The 22,930-nt window shown below is 55.3% G+C and carries 19 protein-coding genes; 9 read left to right on the forward strand and 10 right to left on the reverse strand.

Annotation, left to right across the window (positions count from 1 at the left end):
- Nucleotides 1-3: 3 nt before the first annotated feature.
- From Q1L85_RS00930 to prlC, 3 genes are all read right to left on the reverse strand, one after another.
- Entirely contained in the window at nt 4-894 is an 891-nt protein-coding gene (locus Q1L85_RS00930) for a hypothetical protein (protein ID WP_300426359.1), read from the reverse strand.
- A 104-nt stretch (nt 895-998) separates the two neighbouring features.
- A complete protein-coding gene (locus tag Q1L85_RS00935) occupies nt 999-1,298 on the reverse strand; it encodes a YheV family putative zinc ribbon protein (RefSeq protein WP_300426360.1) in 300 nt (99 codons plus the stop codon).
- Entirely contained in the window at nt 1,295-3,355 is a 2,061-nt protein-coding gene (prlC, locus tag Q1L85_RS00940; RefSeq protein WP_300426361.1) for an oligopeptidase A, read from the reverse strand. Before prlC ends, Q1L85_RS00935 begins: the two co-directional genes overlap by 4 nt.
- 167 nt (nt 3,356-3,522) lie before the next feature.
- On the opposite strand from prlC, the gene Q1L85_RS00945 reads away from it, so the two are divergent.
- Genes Q1L85_RS00945 through Q1L85_RS00955 form a run of 3 tightly spaced genes read left to right on the forward strand, consistent with a single transcriptional unit; the run spans nt 3,523 to nt 4,637 of the window.
- Nucleotides 3,523-3,804, forward strand: a complete 282-nt coding sequence (locus tag Q1L85_RS00945; RefSeq protein WP_300426362.1) for a type II toxin-antitoxin system ParD family antitoxin — start codon at nt 3,523-3,525, stop codon at nt 3,802-3,804.
- Nucleotides 3,767-4,051, forward strand: a complete 285-nt coding sequence (locus tag Q1L85_RS00950; protein WP_300426363.1) for a type II toxin-antitoxin system RelE/ParE family toxin — start codon at nt 3,767-3,769, stop codon at nt 4,049-4,051. Before Q1L85_RS00945 ends, Q1L85_RS00950 begins: the two co-directional genes overlap by 38 nt.
- 25 nt (nt 4,052-4,076) lie before the next feature.
- The gene (locus Q1L85_RS00955) at nt 4,077-4,637 is read left to right on the forward strand and encodes a gamma carbonic anhydrase family protein (RefSeq protein ID WP_300426364.1); all 561 of its coding nucleotides are present in this window, start codon (nt 4,077-4,079) and stop codon (nt 4,635-4,637) included.
- Between the two features lie 8 nt (nt 4,638-4,645).
- Here Q1L85_RS00955 and Q1L85_RS00960 read toward each other — a convergent pair whose 3' ends face one another.
- Together Q1L85_RS00960 and Q1L85_RS00965 are read right to left on the reverse strand one after the other, a co-directional pair.
- Complete coding sequence (locus Q1L85_RS00960; RefSeq protein WP_300426366.1) at nt 4,646-4,990, reverse strand: EF-hand domain-containing protein; 345 nt, start codon at nt 4,988-4,990, stop codon at nt 4,646-4,648.
- Between the two features lie 162 nt (nt 4,991-5,152).
- Nucleotides 5,153-5,878 (reverse strand): ion transporter, encoded by a 726-nt coding sequence (locus tag Q1L85_RS00965; protein ID WP_300426367.1) that lies wholly within the window; start codon nt 5,876-5,878, stop codon nt 5,153-5,155.
- 380 nt (nt 5,879-6,258) lie between these two features.
- Here Q1L85_RS00965 and Q1L85_RS00970 point away from each other — a divergent pair, with 380 nt between their 5' ends.
- The gene (locus Q1L85_RS00970; RefSeq protein ID WP_300426369.1) at nt 6,259-7,773 is read left to right on the forward strand and encodes a vanadium-dependent haloperoxidase; all 1,515 of its coding nucleotides are present in this window, start codon (nt 6,259-6,261) and stop codon (nt 7,771-7,773) included.
- A gap of 87 nt (nt 7,774-7,860) precedes the next feature.
- On the opposite strand, the gene Q1L85_RS00975 is transcribed toward Q1L85_RS00970, so the two are convergent.
- Nucleotides 7,861-12,459: a hypothetical protein gene (locus tag Q1L85_RS00975; RefSeq protein WP_300432015.1), complete on the reverse strand. Its 4,599-nt coding sequence runs from the start codon at nt 12,457-12,459 to the stop codon at nt 7,861-7,863.
- The gene (locus Q1L85_RS00980) at nt 12,417-14,534 is read right to left on the reverse strand and encodes an ATP-binding protein (protein WP_300432017.1); all 2,118 of its coding nucleotides are present in this window, start codon (nt 14,532-14,534) and stop codon (nt 12,417-12,419) included. The genes Q1L85_RS00975 and Q1L85_RS00980 overlap by 43 nt, the downstream gene beginning before the upstream one ends.
- Nucleotides 14,535-14,659: 125 nt before the next feature.
- On the opposite strand from Q1L85_RS00980, the gene Q1L85_RS00985 reads away from it, so the two are divergent.
- The 5 genes from Q1L85_RS00985 (at nt 14,660) to Q1L85_RS01005 (ending at nt 19,932) form a co-directional block, all read left to right on the forward strand.
- Nucleotides 14,660-15,313, forward strand: a complete 654-nt coding sequence (locus Q1L85_RS00985) for a response regulator transcription factor (protein ID WP_300432019.1) — start codon at nt 14,660-14,662, stop codon at nt 15,311-15,313.
- A 73-nt stretch (nt 15,314-15,386) separates the two neighbouring features.
- Nucleotides 15,387-16,400 (forward strand): hypothetical protein, encoded by a 1,014-nt coding sequence (locus Q1L85_RS00990; protein ID WP_300432021.1) that lies wholly within the window; start codon nt 15,387-15,389, stop codon nt 16,398-16,400.
- Between the two features lie 61 nt (nt 16,401-16,461).
- Nucleotides 16,462-17,181: a tRNA-uridine aminocarboxypropyltransferase gene (locus Q1L85_RS00995; protein WP_300432023.1), complete on the forward strand. Its 720-nt coding sequence runs from the start codon at nt 16,462-16,464 to the stop codon at nt 17,179-17,181.
- A 60-nt stretch (nt 17,182-17,241) separates the two neighbouring features.
- Nucleotides 17,242-17,961, forward strand: coding sequence for a YebC/PmpR family DNA-binding transcriptional regulator (locus Q1L85_RS01000; RefSeq protein WP_300428279.1), 720 nt, complete (start codon nt 17,242-17,244; stop codon nt 17,959-17,961).
- A 141-nt stretch (nt 17,962-18,102) separates the two neighbouring features.
- Nucleotides 18,103-19,932, forward strand: a complete 1,830-nt coding sequence (locus Q1L85_RS01005) for a choice-of-anchor I family protein (RefSeq protein ID WP_300428280.1) — start codon at nt 18,103-18,105, stop codon at nt 19,930-19,932.
- A 52-nt stretch (nt 19,933-19,984) separates the two neighbouring features.
- Here the strand turns inward: Q1L85_RS01005 and Q1L85_RS01010 are convergent, their stop codons facing one another.
- From Q1L85_RS01010 to Q1L85_RS01020, 3 genes are read right to left on the reverse strand one after another with little or no spacing between them, the layout of a single operon-like run.
- Nucleotides 19,985-21,364, reverse strand: a complete 1,380-nt coding sequence (locus Q1L85_RS01010) for an ATP-binding protein (protein ID WP_300428281.1) — start codon at nt 21,362-21,364, stop codon at nt 19,985-19,987.
- Nucleotides 21,361-22,032 carry a response regulator transcription factor gene (locus Q1L85_RS01015; protein WP_300428282.1) on the reverse strand — a complete coding sequence of 224 codons (672 nt, stop codon included), beginning with the start codon at nt 22,030-22,032 and terminating at the stop codon, nt 21,361-21,363. The genes Q1L85_RS01010 and Q1L85_RS01015 overlap by 4 nt, the downstream gene beginning before the upstream one ends.
- On the reverse strand, nt 22,032-22,919 hold the full coding sequence (locus tag Q1L85_RS01020) for an FAD:protein FMN transferase (protein ID WP_300428283.1): 888 nt from the start codon (nt 22,917-22,919) through the stop codon (nt 22,032-22,034). Before Q1L85_RS01020 ends, Q1L85_RS01015 begins: the two co-directional genes overlap by 1 nt.
- Between the last annotated feature and the right edge of the window lie 11 nt (nt 22,920-22,930).

Here is a 22,930-nt window from a genome sequence, read left to right on the forward strand (position 1 = left end):
ACCTTACTTCAGGATCAGTTGATAAATTTCTGTTCTTTCCTGTTCTACTGAGGATATTTCGGCGTAAAAGTCGTAAATATCGAAGTAGGGCGGATTGACTATCTCTTCATTCGGGCCTGCCCAGTCGTCGGGCAATATTCTGGTTGTTACCGTGTTGTCGTTGTTTTTGGTTGTTGTTTGTTTAAACGCTCCGAAGCATGAGACGCTGATTTCTGTATCCAGGTCGTCGTTGTCCGAAATGGACGCGGTATTACTGATTTTTATGCCTTGAAAACGTAGCGAATGCGCGATCAGATTGTCGGCATTGAAGCGCCCTTTGAAGCCTGCAGGATGTTGAAGAAATGCTCCGTGCCCGGACAGTTCTGCACCGTTAATATCGACTGTGAGTTTGCCGGTTTCGGTCTCAGTATCAGTGATGGGGTTGTAGTAGTAATTAATTCTTTCGTAACTCTCCGACCAGTCGTCCGGAGCCGTTGGTATGCCATCCTCTCTATCAAACGGGAGGCAGCTCAGGTCCAGAGGTATTGGTCGGGAATGGTCGTAGGTTGTGGTGTCCGTTTCGGAGTTATACTCGCTTGATGGCTCTATAACTGAATAGATCCGGCCAACAGTACTGACGGTGGTTTTGGTGGTATGGCCGTCGTAATCTACGGATTCATAGAAAGCATCGTCTTTGAAACTGAGTAGCCATACGCCGGTGTGGCGGTGGGTCTCAATACCTTCCGGCACGGGAGGCAGTGCGGCATCAAAGTCTTCGGAGTAGATGGGGTCAGCGATAGCTGCGTTGTACGCAATAGAGGTAAGACTGACCAGCGTGGCGGACACGATGCAGCGCAATGCCGAGATATGTGATTTATAGATACGTCTTGCAGAACAGGGCTTAGATAACTTCACAGGCGTCCATGTCTTGAGTCTGAGTTACCGGAAGGGTATCAGATTCCCTCCGGTAACATCAGTGCTCTCAAGAGCCAGGCTGAGCATTAACCTGCAGGGAAGTTTTAACTCTTAGGATCGTCCAGTCCCAGAATCTTCAGCGGTTTTACATCTTCATCTAACAACGCTTTGCCATTCACTGGTGTCACGCGGGTGGTCAGTTCAGTCGCCAGGCCGTCAGCCTGGGCAACTTCCGCTGCCTGCTCTGTGCTCGTCTGGCTGTAACCACAGCTTATGCATTCGCGGACTTCGTCGCCGTCGTCGTTGGAGTACATCACTGTGCGGTCCATTTCTGAGCACTTAGGGCAGACCGCGCCGGCAATAAAGCGGCGCGGGCGTTTTGGGGATGCTGGGGTGTCACTCATGCGACCTCCGGGATTTCAATGCCGGAATGACGCAGCAGCGGTTCTACCGATGGCTTGCGGCCACGGAAGGCTTCAAACAGTTCAGCAGCTTCACGGGAACCGCCCTGAGAGAGGATTTCTTTCAGGAAGCTTTCGCCGGTGGTTTTGTTGAAGATGCCTTCTTCTTCAAAGCGTGAATACGCATCGGCGCTCAGTACCTCGGCCCATTTATAGCTGTAGTAACCGGCCGCATATCCACCCGCGAAGATGTGGGTAAAGCCATGCTGGAAGCGGTTGAAATCCACGGTTGGTACCACGGTCACTTTTTCGCGCACTTCGCTCAGGATCTGGGCGGCTGTAACTGGGTTGCTGTCGCTGTATTCGCGGTGTAGGCGGAAGTCGAACAGGGCGAATTCGAGTTGGCGCATGGTCATCATGGCGCTCTGGAAGTTTTTCGCCGCGAGCAGCTTATCCAGCAGCTCCTGTGGCAGTGGTTCGCCGGTTTCATAGTGTCCCGACAGGAAGGCCAGCGCTTCCGGCTCGTAGCACCAGTTTTCCATAAACTGACTTGGCAGCTCGACCGCATCCCAGGCTACACCGTTAATACCGCTGACGGCGCTGACGTCGATCTCGGTCATCATATGGTGCAGGCCGTGACCAAACTCGTGGAACAGGGTGGTCATTTCGTCGTGGGTCAGCAGGGCAGGCGTATCTTCCACCGCCGGGCTGAAGTTACAGACCAGATAGGCAACCGGTAGCTGCACGCCGTCTTTGGTGGAGCGACGCACGCGGCAGTCGTCCATCCAGGCGCCGCCACGTTTTTTCGAGCGGGCGTATAAATCGAGATAGAAGGCCGCGATTTGTTTGCCGTCTTTGGTGACGTGGAAGAAGCGTGCATCCGGGTGGTAAGTATCGAACTCGTTCTGCTCTTCAAATTCAACGCCGTACAGGCGAGAGACCACTTCGAACATGCCTTTGATGACGGTATCAACCGGCAGATACGGGCGGATGTCTTCCTGAGAAATGCTGTAGCGTGCCTGACGCAGTTTTTCTGCGGCGAAGGTCACGTCCCAGGGTTTCAGGTCGGTCATGCCCAGTTCGTCGGCAGCGTAGGCTTTCAGCTCGCCAAATTCACGCTCAGCCTGTGGTTTGGCTTTGGCCGCCAGATCATTGAGGAAGTCGATGACCTCCTGGCCAGATTCCGCCATCTTGGTCGCCACTGAGTATTCTGCGTAGTTGTCGAAGCCCAGCAGAGTGGCGAGTTCATAGCGAAGCGCCAGAATGTCTTTCATGTTCTGGCTGTTATCGAATTCGCCGGCGTTCGGGCCGGTGTCTGAGGCGCGGGTGACGAAGGCGGTGTACAGTTCTTCGCGCAATTCGCGGTTGGTGCAGTAGCTCATGATCGGCATGTACGACGGGAAGTCGAGGGTGATCACGTAGCCTTCGAGTTCGCGTTGTTTGGCTTGTTGCGCAAGCAGACCTAAGCCCGACTCCGGTACGCCGTCGAGTTCTGAAACGTCGGTGATGTGCTTGGTCCATGCGGCGGTAGCATCCAGAACGTTCTCACTGAACTTACTGGTCAGGGCTGACAGCTTCTGCTGGATTTCGGCGTAACGCGCTTTTTTATCGGCGGGCAGATCAATGCCGGATAAACGGAAGTCACGCAGCGCATTATTGATCGCCGTCTTCTGAGGCACGCTCAGATTGTCGAATTCCGGACTGTTCTTCAGCGCGTCGTAGGCTTTGAACAGGTCTTCGTTCTGGCCGAACTCCGTCCAGTACTGGCTCAGCAACGGCAGACAGGCGTTGTAGGCTTCACGCAGCTCATCACTGTTAAGCACGCCATTGAGGTGGCCGACTGGCGACCAGGCTTTGCTCAGCTCATCGTGCCATTCGTCCATGGGCTCGATTAACGACTCCCATGTTGGTGTCGCTTCACCACTGGCGAACTTACCCAACAGCTCGCTGATGCGGGTGCGGTTGGTGTTCAGGTGCTCTTCCACCGCCGGCAGTACGTGCTCGGCGTTAATGTCAGAAAAAGGAGGTAGGGCGTGTTTCTGCAGAAGCGGGTTGGACATAAACAGCGGCTCCGTGAGCGGGGGAATTTCGTTAACGATGCTGTAAGTATTGGGGTTTGGGGGGGGATTTCAAGCGCGACCGTATGGGTTGTCTGTTGTTATTTCTTTCTACAATGCACTATGATGCATCAATAGTATGATTATTGGTGCGAAGCATCGGAGCTGGTATGTCGACGATCCGTAAAACCATTACCGTCACCGCGCCGCAGAGTGAGTGGATTAAGTCCCGCATCGCCAGCGGTGATTTTACGAATGACAGTGAGTACATCCGTGATCTGATCCGCCGTGATCAGGAGAGACTGGATGAAGTCGAGCGTGTGCGCAGGGCATTGGCTGAAGGTGAACGCTCGGGGCTCTCGGAAAAGAGCTTTGACGACATTTTAAACGCTGCCAGGGATAAGGTTGCCATTCATGAGAACGCTGCGGTTTACCAATCAGGCAGAGAGTGATCTTACTGACATCTATGAGTATGGAGTAAGGCAATTCGGCGTTCGCGCTGCTGAATCATACATGCAGATGTTGGGCGACAAGTTCGCGCAGATGACGGAGCTTCCAGAGCTGCTTCCTGTATTTAAGGGCATTGAATCAGATTACCGCAAAGCCGTCGTGCAGAAGCATGTCATCTGTTTCCGCAGCGGGCCTGACGAGGTTGTGGTTGTGCGCGTTATCGGACGGCAGACGACAGAGCAACTTTAAATACTATTTATGAGAGACCTTTCCAATGACCAGTAATCACCAGGATATTCGTACCTATCAGGGCATCACTCCGACATTGGGCGAACGGGTATTTGTAGATCGCACCGCGGTTGTCATCGGTGATGTTCATCTGGGAGAAGACTGTTCGGTCTGGCCCTTAGCAGTCATCCGTGGCGATATGCACCATATACGTATCGGTGCGCGCACTTCGGTTCAGGACGGGGCCGTATTGCATATCACTCATGCCTCCGACTACAACCCCGGCGGTTATCCGCTGATCATAGGAGACGATGTGACCATCGGCCATCAGGCGATGCTGCATGGCTGCACCATAGGAAGTCGCGTACTGATCGGTATGAAGTCGATGATTATGGACGGTGCCGTGGTAGAAGACGAAGTTATTGTCGCGGCGGGTGCGACAGTTTCTCCAGGCAAAGTACTTGAAAGTGGTTTTGTATATATGGGAACGCCTGCAAAAAAAGTGCGCCCTGTTACCGATAAAGAGCGCAGCTTTTTTACGTACGGAGCCGGCAACTATGTGCGTTTAAAAGATAAGCACATTGCCGAAGGTTATGATGCTAAATAATGTTTTATTTATTCAGCGTCCTTTTTTTTATTCTTGTCTTTGCCGCGGTGACTGAATTTCTTACTGGAGAATTCTTCTTCAGAAATTACGCCATCTGAGTTGGTGTCCATCTCGGCGAAAGAACCCAGGCCGCGCATGCCGCGCTTTTTCTTATCGTCGTCGTTCTGCTTTTCTGCACGTGCAGCCATCACTTCGTTCAATTCAATTTCGGTGATGCCGCCATCACCGTTCAGATCGAATTTTTCGAACGCAGACGATTTTCTGTCTTTATGATCGTCTGATGCCTGAGCCGGGAGCGCCACTGTTGCGGCCAGTGCGAGAGCAACACATCCTGTTTTTACGAAGGTTTTCATTGGTTAGATCCTTTTTACATGGGGTTATCTGAGAGCTGCAGTATATAGGGTGCGTGCAGCTCCGATAGTGAGGGTTGACCAATTCAAAGCCTTGCTGACGAATCTGAACAATCGCTGCCAATACGTGGCGTTATCAGCCCCGGGCGGGGCTGCGGACTGGGATCAGACGTTGTAATCGTCGTTTTTTGTTTCTTCGGCGAGGCGCTCTCTGACGGTATGCAGTGATGCCGCAATAATAGCCGTTGGGACGGCAATTAAACCTAACCCGGTGAGTAACACACCAAACGTAAACAGGCGCCCTGCGTGCGTTATCGGAACCATATCGCCGTAGCCAACTGTGGTCAGCGTCACGATGGCCCACCAGAGGGCATCGAACAATGACCTGTAGACCTCAGGCTGAGCTTCGTGTTCAAAATGATAAATTCCCACCGCCGCGAGGAAAATCATCACCATACTGGCAGCAAAAAAGAGCGTCAGTTCTTCCCAGGCGTCAGCCAGCGCCAGATAAAAGCGCCTCATGGCCGTCAGGTAGCGGGTGAGTTTAAGAATGCGCACGAGGCGGAACAGTGACAGAAGCCTCAGAGGTTGCAGGCCAAAGAGCATGACCAGGTAATAAGGCAGGATGGCGAGCAGGTCGATAACACCGTAGAAGCTGAATATATATTGTGTTTTCTTTTCTGCCCGGATCAACCGGATAAGGTACTCAAGGGTAAATACGGAGACAAATACGTGCTCTGACAGGTTCAGTATCCACAGCGTCGTCTCGTCTGGAGACGGCAGTGTGCCGACCGCGAAAGCGATCACAGAAGTAATAATTGCCAGAGCGATAATGAATTCAAACGGCTTGCTGAATCCGGGTGAGTTAAAGAAGGCCTGCAGCGAAGTCATATCCCTGTCCGTTATAAGGTCTTTCACAGTATAGTGAACTTTTGCCGCACTGAACGGGTTGAAACTGGGTTCCCTGGTCAGTGAGCTTTTTTTGCTTAACGGCCATAAAAACCGCTACTTATGTGTCAATTCCGGACACAAATTGATGATCTGGCGCTTGTGGTGTTATTGGTCGAGTGAAAAAATCGTAGTTAAGTGCACTGTTAACGACAAAATTATCAATAAGGCGTGCTTGTTCATCAACCTGACTATTTGTTATGTCAAATTACGACAAATGCAATGATTCAGTAAGGAAAAAGGCGCATATTCTTATCTGCCGCTAGTTATGTCTTCAGCGGTTTTGGGTGCAAAACTCTAATCAATCAGATAAGGAAAATCTTATGAAACTCCCTCTCCTCAAGGGCCGCCCTCTGGCTCTGGCGACATCTGCTCTGCTGACGGTTGCAGCTTCTCAGGCGTCTGCTTATGACTTCCAGAACGGCAATGCTCCGGTGGAACTGGTGATCTCTAATGTTGCTCCGGCGATCTTCCAGGATGTTTCTACTTCAGGTGGTGATGCGACGCTGGTTCTGCGTATTACTGCGCAGATCACGAATGCCTGGTTTGATGCTGCAGCGCCGTATCATCCAACGGCTGTTGGTGTGTATTCGCGTATCCCTAACCGCCCTGCGTCAGAGAGCGTTGATAACGAAAACATCAACATCGCGACTGTCTACGCTTCTTACCAGGTTCTGAAAACTCTGCTGCCACACCGCCTGAACGAGTGGCGTCAGATTCTCATCGATGCTGGCCTCGATCCAGACGACAACAGCACTGACCTGACGACGCCAGTCGGTATCGGTAACGTTGCCGGTGCGGCCGTGGTTGAAGGTCGTCTTAACGATGGTATGAACCAGGCCGGTTGGGTGAACCAGGATGTGCATCCGCAGCCGTACGCTGATTACACCGGTTACGAGCCAAAGAATACCGCCTATGAGCTGAAGCGTCCTTCCAAGTGGCAGCCAGATGTTCAGCGTAAGGGTGTTGGTCTGTACAAAGTTCAGCAGTTTGTGACTCCGCAATACTCCAACGTTGAACCTTATGCCTACGACGATCCACAGCAGTTCAGCGTGCCATGGCCGGCAAACAGCTTTGCACCCTTCAAGCACCTGTATAAGCAGCAGGCCGATGAAGTACTGGCAGCTTCTGCCAACCTGACTGAAGATCAGAAACTGAAAGCAGAGCTGTTCGACAACAAGATTCTGTCGCTGGGCTTCTCTGCAGTATTTGCGGCACAGTCCCGTGGTCTGTCACTGATGGAATTCATCCAGCTCGACTTCCTGACCAATATGGCGGCGTTTGATGCCGGTATCTTCGTATGGCAGGAAAAAATCGAATACGATGCCGTTCGTCCCTTCTCTGCAATTCGGCATATCTATGGCGACCAGCCAGTTGAAGGTTGGGGCGGCCCGGGTGCTGGCACAGTGACGATGCCTGCCAACCAATGGCGTGCATACATGGAAGAGGCGGATCACCCAGAGTATCCATCAGCGTCTTCCTGTTTCTGTGCGGCGCACTCTCAGTCTGCGCGGGTATTCCTGGGTGATGATCAGCTGGGCTTCCCGGTTGAGTATCCAGCAGGTTCGTCACGCATCGAGTCTGGCCTGACACCGGCAGCAGACACAACGATCGTGTTCGATACCTGGAGTGACTTCGAGCAGGATTGTGGTCAGAGCCGTGTATGGGCGGGCGTACACTTCCAGGCGGCGGTTGATGAGTCTCTGGCCTACTGTGGTGTCTTCGGTGACATGGCCTACAACTACATGCAGTCTCTGATTGATGGTACGGCACCGGTCCGTGGACCGAGCTCGCCACTGAAAGACCCATCAACGTTCGAGAAAAAGTGGTGGAAATAATCCGCGACAGATTTTGAACGTGAAGTAAGAAAACGGGGCCACTGGCCCCGTTTTTTGTTGCTGTGTTTTCAATTCGGCGAACAGTACTTAACGCATCAGCTCAGGTGCGAGCGCCTCCAGCGTGCTGGTTCGCATCAGCTCGGTGGCGATGCTGTCGTCGATATCATGAAGATCGACGACTCCCATCACTTCGTCGTAATCCATGTCGATGAATGCCGTCGTCTCCAGCATAAGTGAGTACTGACTGTCTGGTAGCACCGCATCGGTGATGCCGGCAGGCAGTGAGGGCAGAGTCACTGAAGTTTCGCCTGCAGGCAGGTGGATCGCCCAGGCCGTCTGGTAGCCGGCACTTGCCTGAGAGGTTTTCAATCGCAGTGTCGTCAGGTCGCTGTAGCCATTAATACGGTCACGCACCGGCGTCCAGCTGATTGTCGGGTTGTCACTGCTGTCGTTCTGGCTTTCCATGATTGGACGATAGGCAATGCCGCTCGCCACGGAAAATTCAGCAATGTCACCGCTGCGGTCAAGCACATCACCGGGCTGCCAGTACTCCCAGGTTTCGGTATATGCCACGCTTGCCAGTCGGGTTTCTGGCAGGTCTATGTCTGCACCGGGCAGTTGCACAGGCGAGCCCAGTGTCAGGAAACCACCCAGGTTGACCAGCCCATTGCCGGATACTGCGACCGTCACCAGATCGGTCGCGGTGAAGCTGATGGACAGCTGTTCGCGATCAGCGACGATCGGATTTTCGCCTGAAGGAATGGTGGTGAAGGTCTGGCTACCCAGATCTTCTGCGCTGGTCACCACGCCGCTCTCGACTTTGAAAGCCCACAGATTTCCAGTGACTTCCGTGCCAACCGGAACATCGAAGTAGAGATCTTCGTAGTAATAGTTGGCTTCGTAGGAGGTCAGGAAGAAGCGATCAACCTCGTGCACAGGCCGATGGTTATCGTCGAGCAGCGCCAGTACATAGCTTTCGCCGGTATCGTTATAGAAAGGTACGTAAGAGCGATCCGCTGCTACGCCAAGCTGGTCAAGCTCAGAGTACAGTGTGACATCCTGCCCCGGAGCAACGCAGTAGAAGCTCTCGTAACCGTAGCCGTCATTGAATACGTGCACATTCTGAGTGCCCGACAGCCCCGTGAATGAAGCCATGCCAGACGCATCCGTTGTGAGCGTGGCGTCATTGTCGTTCAGCATTACGATAGCCCCTGCGATTGCTGCGCCATTGGCGTCGCGCACCATCACAGAGATATCTCCGCTACCAGCAACGACATCCGCACATGTGGCCGGGATAAAGCCTGCGTTTGATGCCAGCAGCTCAGTGCCATAATCGAGAAGATAGATTGCACTGACGATGTAGCGGTCGTCTGTCGTATTCCAGATGCCATCACTGCCCCAGTATTCACTGGCGGACATCACCAGCTCGCCGGCCGCGTTGTACTCACTGAGCGAGTAATAACTGAAATCATCGTCCGTTTTCCAGATACCGTCTGCGCCGGGGCTGTAGGCGCTGCTTTCGCGCACAATCAGGCCGTCAGAATTCCGCTCTGTGTAGGCGACATTGGTGATCTCTCCCGCAGCATCGAACCCGGTGGTAAACAGCGGGTTGCCGTAAGCGTCTTCTTCTATCTCACGATAGCCCGTCAGGTCGAAGGTGCCTGCGTCATTCCGCTGGAAGTCTTCCAGACGGTACGATGTTGGCGAGAGCTCACTGTATTGGGTGTAAAACAGCAGGGTATCGCTGGTGTCGTAACGCTCATATACGGTGAGGCGGCTGCCGCTGAAGGTCTCAACGATGTAACCACTGAGCACATCGTCATCCGTAAACCATTCGGCATCCGGCCCCGGCTGGTTGTACTGGTTATAGCCTGTGTCTGTGGCTGTCGAATATGGCCATGGCAGAGTGTCATCTGCGGTCAGAGGTACGCCGTCAGTGCCAAAGTCAGCGGCATACAGTCCCAGGCTGTTTGAGAAGTCTGCCGAGTACACGGTATAGCGATAGATCTGGCTGTCACTGAATGCAGGATCGTTAGGAGCTCGCGCGGGGTCATAGTAAAACTGCTTGAGAACCCGCCCTTCGGCATCGCGCTCGTACTTCCAGTAGTTGTAGGAGGCCGTCGGCAGATCGTCCGACGTAAACCACAGGCCGTCCGTTCCTTTGCTGCTGAAATCCGCACGCTCAAGCTCGTTGTTGGCGTCGTCATACATCCGGTAGCTGTAACCATAGATATTGTCGTCGCCGCTCAGCCATTTACCATCCGGCCCCATGCCGTTCACCCGTGCGCTGATGCTGACGATGCCGGCATCGGTGTCTGAGGTGAATGACAGGGTGCCGCTGGCGAAATCGTCAGCGGTGAACCACTCGCCATCCAGGCCGATGCCGGTATGGTTGGCGATGATCAGCAGGTCGCCGTCGTCGTTATAACCGTAGTAGCCATAGCCACTGACGTTGTCGTCGCTGGTAAACCACACGCTGTCGCTGCCGGCCAGGTTATATGTCGCTGAGTACAGCGGCTGATAGTTGTCTCCCAGGCGTTGCTGTACGTGGGTCTGTACCCGGTCGTCAGCGGTAAACCATTCGCCGTCCGCGCCTTCGCCATTAAAGACCGCCGTGACCGTCTGAGGAATACTCACATCGGTGGAGATCAGGGTGTAGTTGTCAACGGCATCGTCGCTGGTAAACCAGAGGTTATCCGGGCCACTACTGTCGTAGGTAACGACCTGCCCCCGGTTCCCCTCGCCATCGATCACCATGACCTGATAACCCATGCGACAGCCCGGGTAGTCGTCTGCGGTAAAGGCGATGCCGTCGTCACCAGGGTTCAGACACGGCAACACCAGAACAGCGCCTTCGCTGGCCCCTTCAAATTCCAGTAACGCGTTTTGCGGAATCATCACGGCACCGCCATTGCCTGCGGCAACGTCGTCCTCGGTGTACCACTGACCATCCGCGCCGGGGTGATCAAAGCCGTACGAGACGCCCAGGTAGCCGAATGGCGAAATGCTGTAGCTGATGATGTAGTCATCGTGAGTGTCAGCGACGCCGTCGATTCCCATGCTCACTTGGGTGATTCTTACCCAGTCATGCGTCGGGGTTGCTTCCGTGATGTCATAGCTGGTGCCAGTAGAAATACTGGTCACCGTGCTGGTGAGCCCGGCAGGCACAGGTGCAAATATCGCGTCCTGTTGTTGTGCCGCCAGCTGAGCGTACAGGCTGGCGATATTGCTGGATGGATCAAGAGGAGAAACGTCCGGGGCGATAGGGGTAAAGCCAGCGGGCAACTCAGGGTCCAGATTCAGCGTTGAGAAGTCGTAAAGCGCTTCACCCGGTGCCGGTGGTGGTGTGACCACCTCGTCCTCACAGGTGATAGATACGTTGCTGACGTCCGCGTTGAGCGTGCCGCTGCCGTTGCTCACGCTGCAGGTCTGGACCGTTGGTGATGAGTTGATGCTGACAGCCCAGGTACTGCCACTGACCATCGCGCCGGTAAAGGTCACCGCTCCATTGGTTGCGCTACCGTCGTTATGGAAGGCGCCGTCTTTGCGTAGCTCCCAGGTCACCGGGCCTGATGCCCCTGCCACTGTCCCACTGATGCTGTAATTGGTGGGGCCGACGACAATATCTGCACAGGTAATAGCCACGTTATCGACATCAGCCGACAGTGTGCCATTGCCGTCCGTAACCAGGCAGGTCTGACCCGCGGGCGCGGTGTTGATGACGACGCTCCAGTTGCTGCCTTCCCCGATGCCAGCAGCGGGCGAAAAGACGACGGTGCCGTTGCTGTCACCACCATCGCGGACGATGCTGCCGGCAACGCGGGTTTCCCAGATCACAGTGCCGGTCGCCCCTGAAATCGTCCCTGAAATACTGAACATTTCAGCCGGTGGCGGTGCGGGCAGATTCGCCAGATTGCCGTCTCTGATCAGAGTGACCAGAGCGTCGTAACCGTCGATGGCCGGATCATTGTCAATGGCGTCACCGATGTCGTCGAGTAGCCCGTCCCAGCCGGTACCATCGGCAACGAACGGTGTGGTCATAGGATTGCCGGCTGCCGGAATATCGAAGCCTTTGGCGGCGAACGAATTCAACAGACTGGTTGAAGCTGTGCTGGTGTCCACGGGCGTGCCATCAAAATTCGCGAACCAGTCCGCCGGTGTCTGCCCCGTTGCCGACGCCATAATCATATCGGTGAGCGGAGTGATATTCACCGTCCCTGCGGTGGTGGCGTAACTGTGCAGCGTCACGGGAGGATTGCCGCCAGTCACCTGTAACGCACAGGGCATCGCCCCGTTTGTGACTTCGCCCGACCAGTTACCGTTGGCATCCGTGGTGACCGCTTCCGTGAAGCCCGTTCCATCAGAACATATTGCCGTGACAGTGCCATCGGTAATGGCAGCGCCGATCGCCGCGGTACCCGAGAGTGACTCGGTCGTGGCAGGTGCCTGAGGTGTGGGTGTGACCGGTGTGGGCTCATCCGAGCCTGAACCAGAAGAACCGCTGCAGCCTGCCAGCAGGAAGGTTCCGAACAGCGTGCCGAGCAGCAGGCGATGCCTGAAGTGAGTATCCATATTGCGCCCCGGGAGTTTAGTGATTGTCCCGGGCACGATAGAGAGTCGGTGCTTGCGCGAGTACCCCGTATTTAAGGGGTTACCGCCAGTGGAGTGGTCAGAATGACCGACCATTCGTAACCCTGGCTTGTTTTGTCACAGGATACGTCAGCAGTGCCGCCCGTGCGTTGCATCCTCTCCTGCAGGTTACGCAACCCCATGCCTTGTCCGGCAGAGCGCTCAAGGGCACCTTCTTCGCACAGGTTGGTGATCCTGAGCTGCAGCTGGTCGCCTTCCTCTTTCACTGTGACAGACACAGGGCCACCACTGCGATACCGGATGGCGTTACTGAGGGCCTCCCTCAGGGCCATACTGACCTGCGATACGGCGACCGCGCTCAGCTCACCGTCACTGGCGGCAGAGTGCCAGGTCAGCGGGATGTTATGGTCCTGGCAGCGCAGGTCCGCTTCAGCCTGCCACTGATGCAGAACACGGGACACCGGGCTACCGGAAGTCGCATTGTTCTGAAGCAAAGTGCGCAGGTCCTGAATTGCTTCTTTGACCAGCGGTCGGTCATCGGGTTGGGCACGGTGCAGAAGACGCAGTAATTTGGCGCCCAGATCATCGTGCAGGTCCTGTCGGATGCGGGCCCGCTCTTCCTGCGCGCCTTCGGCCCGGGCGGCGAGACTTCGCTGCACCAGCTCGTTCAGAGCCAGCACCAGTTCCCCGATACGCAGGTCGGATTCGCGGAAGGTGCGCCGCCCCTCAGCCGGGTGGCTGAGAACAAAGGCCTGACCTTTGCCATTCGCGAGGCGCAGGGTGTTATTGCCTGCCTCCAGAGTGTGGAGGTCGGAATCGTGAGCCTGAAGCTCGACCGAAAGTGGAGAAAAGACAGCTTTCAGGGCGTTGATCACGCTCGTGCTTCTGGTCACGCCATCCGCAGACTGGTGCGCACGCAGCAGCTCAGGTAGCGAGCGGGTCAGCCAGTCCTGCAGCTGATCATCACGACGCATAAAAAAGCGCCGCCAGAGCATCTGCCTGACCGGGAAATACAACCAGCCGATGACGGCAAGTGAAACGGCCAGTGTTGTTGTCTGCGACAGGCCGATCGCCGAGGCTATCGCAACGTCCGCCAGCAGGACGGCCATGCCGCCCAGAAACCAACCCCAGAGTTTGTAAGACCAGCGCTCGATGTCGAACATCTGATGACGGGTGACGGCGATCATCATGCCGGCGTAAACAAACACAAAACTGGCGATCATGACGCTTTGCGGCACGTCCGTGTAGAGCTTTAACACCGCAGGGATGGTTGTGGCGGTCATAAACAGCAGAATCCAGCGCAGCGCCGCCCGGTTCTTCGGGTTGTCGGCGTTGTTTCTGAATTGCTGCACCATGCCGAAAACAGCGATGGCAAGAATGCAGGTGAAGGGCAGATAAACACTCAGTGCCAGCTCGTCAAACACCTGGAAGACAGCGAGCTGACTCGTCAGCAGTGGCAGGACTAACAGCAGATAACTGGTGCGGACCGACACCAGCGCTTTGGGATAATTCCACAAGAGCACGCTCAGTCCGCCCATAAACAGATTGGTTCCGAGCAGATTGACCAGAGACAGGGGCTGAAACAGGTCGCTGGCAATAAACAGATTGCGGGAACTGTAAATACCCGCGCTGGTGGCCAGCAGGAAATACCCGACGCCGGTCAGGATAAAGCCTGCTTTCGCAAGGGTGACCTGGCCGGGCAGCCAGACCAGTGTGCACAACAACAGACCGACAAAGGCCGCACTGACCTGAATCCAGAAGTCGGTCGGCAGATCACTCAGCGTCCTGCTTCTGGCCGTCAGGCGATAACTTGCTGTCGTAGTTTCTGCCGTAGTTTCTGTCGTGGTTTCAACCACCAGGACATCAGCCGTCAGCGCCTGAGTCAGTAGCTGGATATCAGCGAACAGCCGGTTCAGCTCGGGGTAAGTTTCGATGACATCCGGCTCGTCGATGGCAAGCTCGGGATAAGCTTTCAGATAGCCGAGCGGCCAGTGAAACGCGACGACCTCAACGGCTGGTCCATTATTGTCAGGTTCGACCAGCAGAGACTCGGGAGTGTGGATAAAGCGCGCATCCGTGGTCGGAAGCGACAGAGCAATGCCGAAAATTAACAGGGTCATCAATACCGGTACGGCAATACCAATAAAAATACGTGACCTGACTGAGTTCATTGGTCTCCTTACCTGACGCTTATGGCAGCCAGACCCCCATTTCGTGGGGGTTAATCTGTCTGGGGCTCTGTGGCATTGTGGGATTGGAATTAACGGCTGGCAATAGGGCGAAACGGGACGACATCATGAAAACCATGCTGATCATTGAGGATATTCCGGAAGTCGGAGACTGGCTTCAGCAGCAGTCGGGCCGGGTGTTCCCTCAAGCTGTCCAGCATCGGGCGGCCTCTGTTGCTGAAGCCTGTGCCCGTCTCTCGTATCTGTCTCCCGACCTGGCGCTGATTGATCTTGGCTTGCCCGACGGCGACGGGCTGAGTGTGCTGCGAACACTGAAACGCGATCACCCTCAGACCTGTTGTGTGGTGACCACCATTTTTGATGATGCCGGGCACCTGTTCCCGGCACTGCGGGCGGGTGCAGACGGCTACCTGCTGAAAGACGATGACGAGCAGGAGTTCACCGCGGCACTGTCCGGAATCGTGGATGGCCGGCCTCCCTTGTCACCCTCCATCGCCAACATGATGCTCCGGCATTTTCAGCAGACCGCACAGCAGATGGCGCAACAGGAAATCACCCTCACCAGTCGGGAAGAAGACATGCTGGTGCTGGTTGCCAATGGCTACAGTGTGAAAAATGCCGCAGAGTCACTCGGGATTTCCGTGCATACGGCTTCCGGGTATCTGAAAAACCTGTACCAGAAACTTCAGGTGACAAATCGGGCAGAGGCCGCGCTGAAGGCCGTCAATCTTGGTCTTATTAATCCCGCCGATACGCTCTGACCCCCTGTTTGCGGGGTATCCGTCAGACCATTTCCGCCAGAGACTGTGCTCCTGATTTATTAAGGAGCTGATCATGAAGAAAACTCTTGCCTCTGTGTGTACTGCCGTCTTTCTGATTGCCGGTGCGGGTGCCCTGACAGGGTGCGCCTCGCTGATGGGAGGTGGTGAAAAAGAAGTCCGCCTGTGGACTAAAAACGAAGATTCACTCGCCGGTAAAAAAGATGTCTATGTCGGACACGTGGCCGTGGTCTTTCAGACCGAAGACAAAGGGTCAGCCAAGGCTGAGAGCCCTATGTTCAGCCGCCATAACCGTGGCGACTACGCCAATATGACTGTGGTCGCGAAACTGAATGGCGTGCCCGAGTCCACCATGCAGGAAATCGCCGACAATGCCCGCGCGCAACTGGTCGCGCAGCTGCAAGCCCGCGGTTTTAATGTGCTGAATTACAGTGATCTGACCCGGCACAATAAGTGGGATGACGGTGCCGTTGAGTCGCCTTATCGCCCATCAGGTATCGGCAGTTTTCTGCGTAACGAAGACAGCAGCAGCCTGATGTTTGCGCCGACGGGCATGCAGCTGTTTGCGGGTGGTCAGACCAAACTCTGGCATCTGAACAATATTGCGGACGATCTGGAAGTCCCGGTGATCACCGCTGAATACACCATTCATTTCGCTTACTTCGGCAGCGAGGCCGATCGTACGGTCGATTACATGACGCCGACCCTGTCAGGGCGTCCGACTCAGACACTGACTGCCAGCGTTGAAATGGGGCAGGGGATTTCAGTCGCGCCATATTCGGGGATTTCATACTCCCTCGATGCGGCGGGTTCTTTCAGTGATAATGGCTCGATCAAACTGCGCGATCCTGTCGTGGTGGCCGGCACATACGGTACGAACGAAGACACCACCTCCGGTGGCCGCAAAGCGGCGAATGCGTTGAGTTCTTTTCTTGGTATGTTCAGCGGTAAATCGAGCAAGGTGACCGAATTCACCATTAATGCGAACCCCGACCATTACAAAGCGGGCGCTGAGATGGCCATCGAAGCTGCAAACGAAAAACTCTTCGCGGCGCTCGAACTGAACTGATCTTCCTGATCATCTTGCTCTGAGGCAGAATACGCGCCTGTGTATTCTGCCCGGAGCCACTGTGTCCCGACCCGCCCCGATCCATGCTGTCAAAGCGCTGCGCCTGCAGGAGCTGGCACAGTCACGTCGCGAGTTTCTTGCCCGGGGGTGTCGTGTCAGTCGCTGCGAGGATTGTCTGCTCGCCCAACCTCAGTGTATCTGTTCCGAACGTCCTCAGGCCCGTCAGGGGCTCGGAGTGTGCCTGCTGTATTACAAAGGTGAAGTGTACAAGCCCAGCAATACCGGGCGCCTGATGGCTGATGTGGTGGAGAATACACACGCTTTTCTCTGGAACCGCACTCAGCCGGACGCCGCCATGCTGACGCTGATCCGCGATCCCGGATACGCTCCGTTACTGGTGTTCCCGTACGAATACGCCGAGCACACCCGGCATATGCGCAGTGACGATGTGCTGAATGCATACCTTGGTGGCCGAACGCCTCTGCTGATTTTTCTCGATGGTACCTGGCGCGAAGCCCGGAAAATGTTCCGCAGTCACTGGCTGGCCGATATTCCGGTCATTGCCGTAGAGCCTCAGCAGGCGTCGCAGTATCAGCTCCGCGAGGCCGCGCACGATCATCAGCTCGGCACGGCCGAAGTGGCTGTACCTCTTTTGCAGCGGCTTGGTCAGCCGGAAATGGCTGGGGCTCTGGACGCGTGGTTTGCGCTTTTCCGCGAGCGGTATCTTGCCGGAAAAGCCAGACACTATCCGCAGACAGACAGCGCGCAGGGCGAAGACTGACAAGCGCCGCGCCTGCGGGTACAATCGCTTTTTTTCAACCAGCCACAAGAAGCAATTCCTATGGGCCGCGCGTATCAGAACCGTAAAGAATCCATGGCCAAAACGGCCGCTGCAAAAACCAAGGTCTACTCCAAGTATGGCCGTGAGATCTATGTAAGTGCCAAGGCCGGTGGTACCGATCCGGCCGGTAACCTGGCTCTGCGCTCGCTGATCGACCGTGCAAAGAAGGATCAGGTGCCTTCTCACGTGATCGAGAAAGCCATTGATAAGGCTGCTGGTGGTGCTGGTGAAGACTTCGTACCGGCCCTGTATGAAGGTATTGGCCCTGGCGGTGCGATGGTGCTGATCAGCGCTCTGACCGATAACAGTAACCGTACCTTCGGCGAAATCCGTGGTGTGTTCTCTAAGTGCAAAGCGAAACTGGGCTCACAGGGTTCTGTGTCGCACATGTTCGACCACCGCGCTATGTTCGTATTTGCCGGTGACGACGAAGAACAGGCGCTGGAAGCACTGATGATGGCGGACGTTGATGTGTCTGACATCGAATGCGAAGACGGCATGATCACCGTACTCGTACCGCCAACAGAATTCTTCAAAACCAAAACCGCACTGCAGGAAATGAACCCTGAGATCGATTTTGAAGTGGAAGAAATCACCTACCTGCCAACCATGGAGCACCCGCTGTCTGGTGATGATGCCGAGCAGTTCGAACGCTTCGCTGCGTTGATGAATGACCTCGACGACGTGCAGGAAATCTACCACAACGGCGTATTCGAATAAGATGCGCAGTCTGTGGTGACGATAACGGGAGCTTCGGCTCCCGTTTTTATTTGCCATCTCATGCCATCAGTCGCGTTGTCACGCTTCTGAAATAATTATCAGTCAGTCTGCGCCACCAGAATCTAACAACTGGTGATCACAATGAAAAAGACTCTGCTGGTTTCTGCCATCTCCGCCGCGACTCTGGTGGGCTGCGGTGGTGACGACAATAAAGACCGTCCATACAAAGCACTGCGGGATCTCGATCTGGCGTGCGTTGCTGTCACTCGTGCTGAAGACGAGAATTACACAGGGGCTCTGACGCTGTCTGTGGTAGATACCTACGTTTCAGGGAATGATTTCGACACGGCTTCGGCAGAAATCGTATCGTACGACGCCTGTTCCGATCGTCTGTATGTGGTAAACGCCGAAGATCAGACCGTAGATGTACTTGCGCTGGCTACGACGACCAGTGCGCCTACGAAAGAAAGCACCATCGACCTCGCCGCTGCCGCCTCGGCGGCGGGCATTGAGATTGGCGCTGCTAACAGTGTGTCAGCACGACAGGGCCTGGTGGCCGTCGCGATTGAAGCGGCTACGAAACAGGACGCGGGTCTCATTGCTCTCTATCGCTCAGACACTCTTGAACTCTTGGGCACTTACACTGCCGGTGCTCTGCCAGACATGGTGGCCCTCTCTGATGATGCCCGTTATATCCTCAGCGCGAACGAAGGCGAACCAAACGGCGATTACAGCCGCGACCCGGAAGGCTCGGTCACTATCGTTGACCTGAAAAAAGGCTTTGGCGCAGATGACGCCGTGGTCTCACAGGTCACCTTCACTGATTTCAATACCGATGGCAGCCGTGCGGCAGAGATGCCCGCCGGTGTCCGCCTGGCAGGCCCTGAAGGCACCACAGTCGCACAGGACCTTGAGCCAGAATATCTGACGCTCGATAAGGATGCGGACACTGCCTGGGTCGCGCTGCAGGAGAACAACGCCTTCGCGATTATTGATGTGAAAAACGCGCAGGTAACTTCCTTTGTTGCCCTGGGGACTAAATCATGGGCAGAAGCAGAGCTGGATGCTTCTAACAAAGATGACCTCGCGGGTAACTTCGCCAGCTACAGCCAGCTGGTCGGACTCTACATGCCAGACACGATCGCCAGCATCGAGATCGATGGTGAGACCTACATCCTCTCTGCAAACGAGGGCGATGGCCGCGAATATATCTACGAAACCACTCAACAGGCTTGTGATAACGCAGGCCACACCTGGGATGGCGACGACTTCGCACCGGGCGGGGACGACGAAGACGCAGACGCTTACGCTAATGAAGAAGATGACTGCATCTCGTTTACTGACGAAACTCGCGGCGGCAAAATTTACGACCTGGTGGATGCTGCTCACCCATTGAAAGACGCTTTGGATGATGACGGCCAGCTGAAACGCCTCAAAGTCATCAATGACTTCGACAGTTACGCCGCGGATGCACCTGTAATCAGTTACGGTGCCCGTTCGTTCTCTGTCTGGAATGCTCAGGGCCAGCTGGTGTCAGACAGTGGCGATACGATCGCTGAGAAAGTGTACGAGGCCGACGCCGATAACTTTAACTCCACCAACGACGAAAACGGTTCGGCGGATGACCGCTCTGATGATAAAGGTACTGAGCCCGAAGCCATCGAGGTTGCTCAGATCGGCGACCGTTACTTCGCTTTCGTCGGTCTGGAGCGCCAGGGTGGTGTGATGGTGTTCGATATCACTGACCCGGCTGCGCCTGTCTATCAGAGCTACCTGAATAACCGCGATTTCGCTGCCGGTGTGTGCGAGACAGTGGATGGTACCGAATGTGATGACGATACCTACAACACGGCTGCGGGAGACCTGGGGCCAGAATCCATCGATTACTTCACCCGCGAAGGCGCGCACTTTATCGCCGTGGGCAATGAAGTCAGTGGTACGACTACGGTTTATCGCATCAACTTCGAATAATCTCCCCCGGGGTTATTCGTGTGTTGTGCAGCCCGGCTTTGGCCGGGCTTTTTTATGGCTGGCGGAATACCAGCGTTGCACGGAAGCCACCTTCCTCCCGGTTTTCCAGCAGGAGTTCTGCTCCCATGTGAGCACAGACGCGCTGGACAATCGACAGCCCCAGACCGGAACCGGGTACTTCCTGTCCGGCGAGACGGAAAAAGCGCTCATGCAACTGTGACAGCGCGTCGGCGCGGACGCCCGGCCCCTGATCTTCTACAGTGATCCGTATCGTGTGGTCGTCGCTGATCAGCGTCACCGTTATTTCGCTGTGTGCGGGACTGTATCGAATCGCGTTTTCCACCAGATTCCGCAGGGCAACATCAAGCAGGACAGGATGAAACACCCACTCCGTTACCTGCTCAGTACCACAAACAACCAGCTCAATATGCTTACGGGCTGCTTCGGGCCAGACTTCCGCCAGTGTCAGACGGATCTGTTCGCAGATGTCCTGTGGCTCAAGCTCTTCAGTTGGTCGCTGATTCTGATCCAGCGACGCCAGCATCAGTAATTGTTCAACAACCCGGTGACTGCGTGACACACTGGCCTCCAGCGCTTTCAGCTCTTGTCGGGTGTTATCGTCGTGAGGCTGATCAAGCAAGGTTTGCGTGCGCAGCTTCATCACCGCCAGTGGTGTGCGCAGCTCGTGTGCTGCGTCAGCAACGAAGCGTTTTTCCCGTGCCAGACCATCTTCAATCTTAATAAATAACAGATTGATACTGTTAACGACGGCAGCCAGCTCACGGGTCTGGCCGGGTAGCTCCAGTGGCGCAAGATTGTTGGCATCTCGATGTTTCAGTAGCTGACGAAGCCTGGCCAGAGGTGCCAGCCCGAAATTGATCGATGAAATCGCAAGAATTGAAGCAATAATCAGTGCCAGTGCACCTGAGGCAATAAATACGGCAACCAGTGATTGGCTTAACTCATCGCGTGCAGTGGGAATTTCGCCAACCAACAGCCAGGCATCAGCTTCATGCAGGGCGGTGACATAGACAATCCACTCACTACCGGCCTGCTCGTGGTAATAAAAGCCCTGACGTAGCGGAGCCAGGGCGAAATCGGGTGCCTGGGACGAGCGGAAAAGCATATCGTCACCATGATGGTCCCACACCTGGAGAAGAATTTTCTTTTCGTAAGTCTGTAGTTCAGAAGGCATTTCTTCGTTGTCGCGAAGCGTTTCTTCCAATGCCTGGCCAATGCGCCCGGCGTCTTCGACCAGACTTTTCTGATTGAGAAGACCCTTAATGATTCGGGCCGTCGACAGCAGTTCGGCATCGAAAACCTCATCAACTTCGTGGCGGGCGACGAAATGAGCCAACAGGCTGTTGAAACTCAGGGCCGCCAGTAGCGTCAACAGCAGACTCCATAACAGGCGACGTCGGATGGAGATCACAACTCTTCCTCTGCGCTCAGAAGATAACCGATTCCCCGCACGGTACGGATAAGCTGATTACTGAACTTTTTGCGCAGGTGATGAATGTGGACTTCGAGAGCATTACTGCCAACGTCGTCATCCCAGCCGTAAACTGCCTGCTCCAGTTGTTGCCGGGTAAACACCTGGCCCGGGCGCGCCAGCATAGTTTCGAGCAGCGCAAATTCACGCCGGGCAAGCGGGACTGCCTGTCCGTGAAACCAGGCCTGATGACTGTCCGGTTCCAGCGTAATGCCGGCATAAGTAAGGGTTTTTAATGCTGGTGCGCGCTGTTGGCGTCGCAGTAATGCCCGCAGGCGAGCCAGGAGTTCATGAAGGTCGAAGGGTTTGAGCAGATAATCGTCGGCACCGGCATCCAGCCCGCAAACTTTATCCTCTGACGCACTTCGGGCGGTCAGAATCAGCAGTGGAATACTGATACCGGCCCGGCGACTCTGTTCGATGACCTGAATGCCGTTCAACCGCGGCAGACCGACGTCGATGATTGCAAGATCAAACGGCTCGTCTTTCAGGGCGGCCAGCGCGTGCTCGCCATCCTTTACCCAGTCGGTCACGTAACCCGCTGCGCGCAGAGCATCGCGTAGCGATTCCCCCAGCATCAGATCATCCTCGGCCAGTAACAGACGCATTAGCGCTCGCTCCAGTAGCGGACTTTCTGTTGATCAAGGAAGGTTTCGGCCTCTGCTCCCATCAGCATGGCGAGCGAGCTGAGCATACCCGCTTGCAGGCACGTGGGGGCCATTACTGAAACGGACCGCGGAGCATTTTTGACCGGCCAGCCACTGCGTGGATCGAGTATGTGGCTATAACGGATGCCATCTTTGAGCAGGAAGCGGCGGGCATCTCCACTGGTGGCCAGCGCGCCCTGGGTCAGGCTGACGACCTGGTCGGAAGCTGCACCGGAAGCCTTCTCGATACCAATCTGCCAGCTACGCCCATCTGTTCGTGGGCCCTGGGCGCGCAGATCACCACCAAAATTGACCAGACAGGCACCGTGCCAGCGGCTCTGGATGATGGCAAAAACCTTATCAACCGCATATTCCTTACCAACGCCTCCCAGATCAATCTGCATGCCAGCCGGTAGAGTCAGAGCTGGCTTTTGCCAGGATACCTTGTGCCAGCCGATGTGCGGCAGCACAGACGCAACGTCGGCCTGAGCCGGAATCTTGTCGGAGCCATCAAAGGTCCACACTTTGCGTAAGACGCCGGAAGTAATATCAAAACGTCCTTCTGACATCTGCCAGAGCGAATGCGAAAAATCGATCAGTGCAGCGGTTTCTTCGTCCAGAGAAACGGTCTGCCCGTTGCTCTGATTGATTTCCCAGACTGGGTTACCTTCGCGGTAGCGGCTGTACTTGTGTTCGATTCTCAGAGCCTCTGCACGGGCGGCCTGTCCGAGCGTCAGGGCAAGAGAAAGATCGGTGGTATCAAGTAACACTTCACAGGTACTCGCCATTGCCGGGAAAGTTACCCGGCAATGGTCGTGCTGAAGCGTTAATTGAAACTGCGGAGGCATAGACTTATCCG

It is taken from the genome of uncultured Thalassolituus sp., from assembly GCF_950066645.1.
GTDB lineage: Bacteria > Pseudomonadota > Gammaproteobacteria > Pseudomonadales > Oceanobacteraceae > Thalassolituus.

Bases quoted from the DNA above. Each gene is read 5' to 3' on its own strand.
- Q1L85_RS00990 (WP_300432021.1), top strand. From the start codon at position 15,387: ATGAAGAAAACTCTTGCCTCTGTGTGTACTGCCGTCTTTCTGATTGCC.
- Q1L85_RS00950 (WP_300426363.1), top strand. From the start codon at position 3,767: ATGAGAACGCTGCGGTTTACCAATCAGGCAGAGAGTGATCTTACTGAC.
- Q1L85_RS01005 (WP_300428280.1), top strand. From the start codon at position 18,103: ATGAAAAAGACTCTGCTGGTTTCTGCCATCTCCGCCGCGACTCTGGTG.
- Q1L85_RS00960 (WP_300426366.1), bottom strand. From the start codon at position 4,990: ATGAAAACCTTCGTAAAAACAGGATGTGTTGCTCTCGCACTGGCCGCA.
- Q1L85_RS00965 (WP_300426367.1), bottom strand. From the start codon at position 5,878: ATGACTTCGCTGCAGGCCTTCTTTAACTCACCCGGATTCAGCAAGCCG.
- Q1L85_RS00985 (WP_300432019.1), top strand. From the start codon at position 14,660: ATGAAAACCATGCTGATCATTGAGGATATTCCGGAAGTCGGAGACTGG.
- Q1L85_RS00980 (WP_300432017.1), bottom strand. From the start codon at position 14,534: ATGAACTCAGTCAGGTCACGTATTTTTATTGGTATTGCCGTACCGGTA.
- Q1L85_RS01000 (WP_300428279.1), top strand. From the start codon at position 17,242: ATGGGCCGCGCGTATCAGAACCGTAAAGAATCCATGGCCAAAACGGCC.
- Q1L85_RS00975 (WP_300432015.1), bottom strand. From the start codon at position 12,459: ATGGTCGGTCATTCTGACCACTCCACTGGCGGTAACCCCTTAAATACG.
- Q1L85_RS00935 (WP_300426360.1), bottom strand. From the start codon at position 1,298: ATGAGTGACACCCCAGCATCCCCAAAACGCCCGCGCCGCTTTATTGCC.
- Q1L85_RS00955 (WP_300426364.1), top strand. From the start codon at position 4,077: ATGACCAGTAATCACCAGGATATTCGTACCTATCAGGGCATCACTCCG.
- Q1L85_RS01020 (WP_300428283.1), bottom strand. From the start codon at position 22,919: ATGCCTCCGCAGTTTCAATTAACGCTTCAGCACGACCATTGCCGGGTA.
- Q1L85_RS00970 (WP_300426369.1), top strand. From the start codon at position 6,259: ATGAAACTCCCTCTCCTCAAGGGCCGCCCTCTGGCTCTGGCGACATCT.
- prlC (WP_300426361.1), bottom strand. From the start codon at position 3,355: ATGTCCAACCCGCTTCTGCAGAAACACGCCCTACCTCCTTTTTCTGAC.
- Q1L85_RS01015 (WP_300428282.1), bottom strand. From the start codon at position 22,032: ATGCGTCTGTTACTGGCCGAGGATGATCTGATGCTGGGGGAATCGCTA.
- Q1L85_RS00945 (WP_300426362.1), top strand. From the start codon at position 3,523: ATGTCGACGATCCGTAAAACCATTACCGTCACCGCGCCGCAGAGTGAG.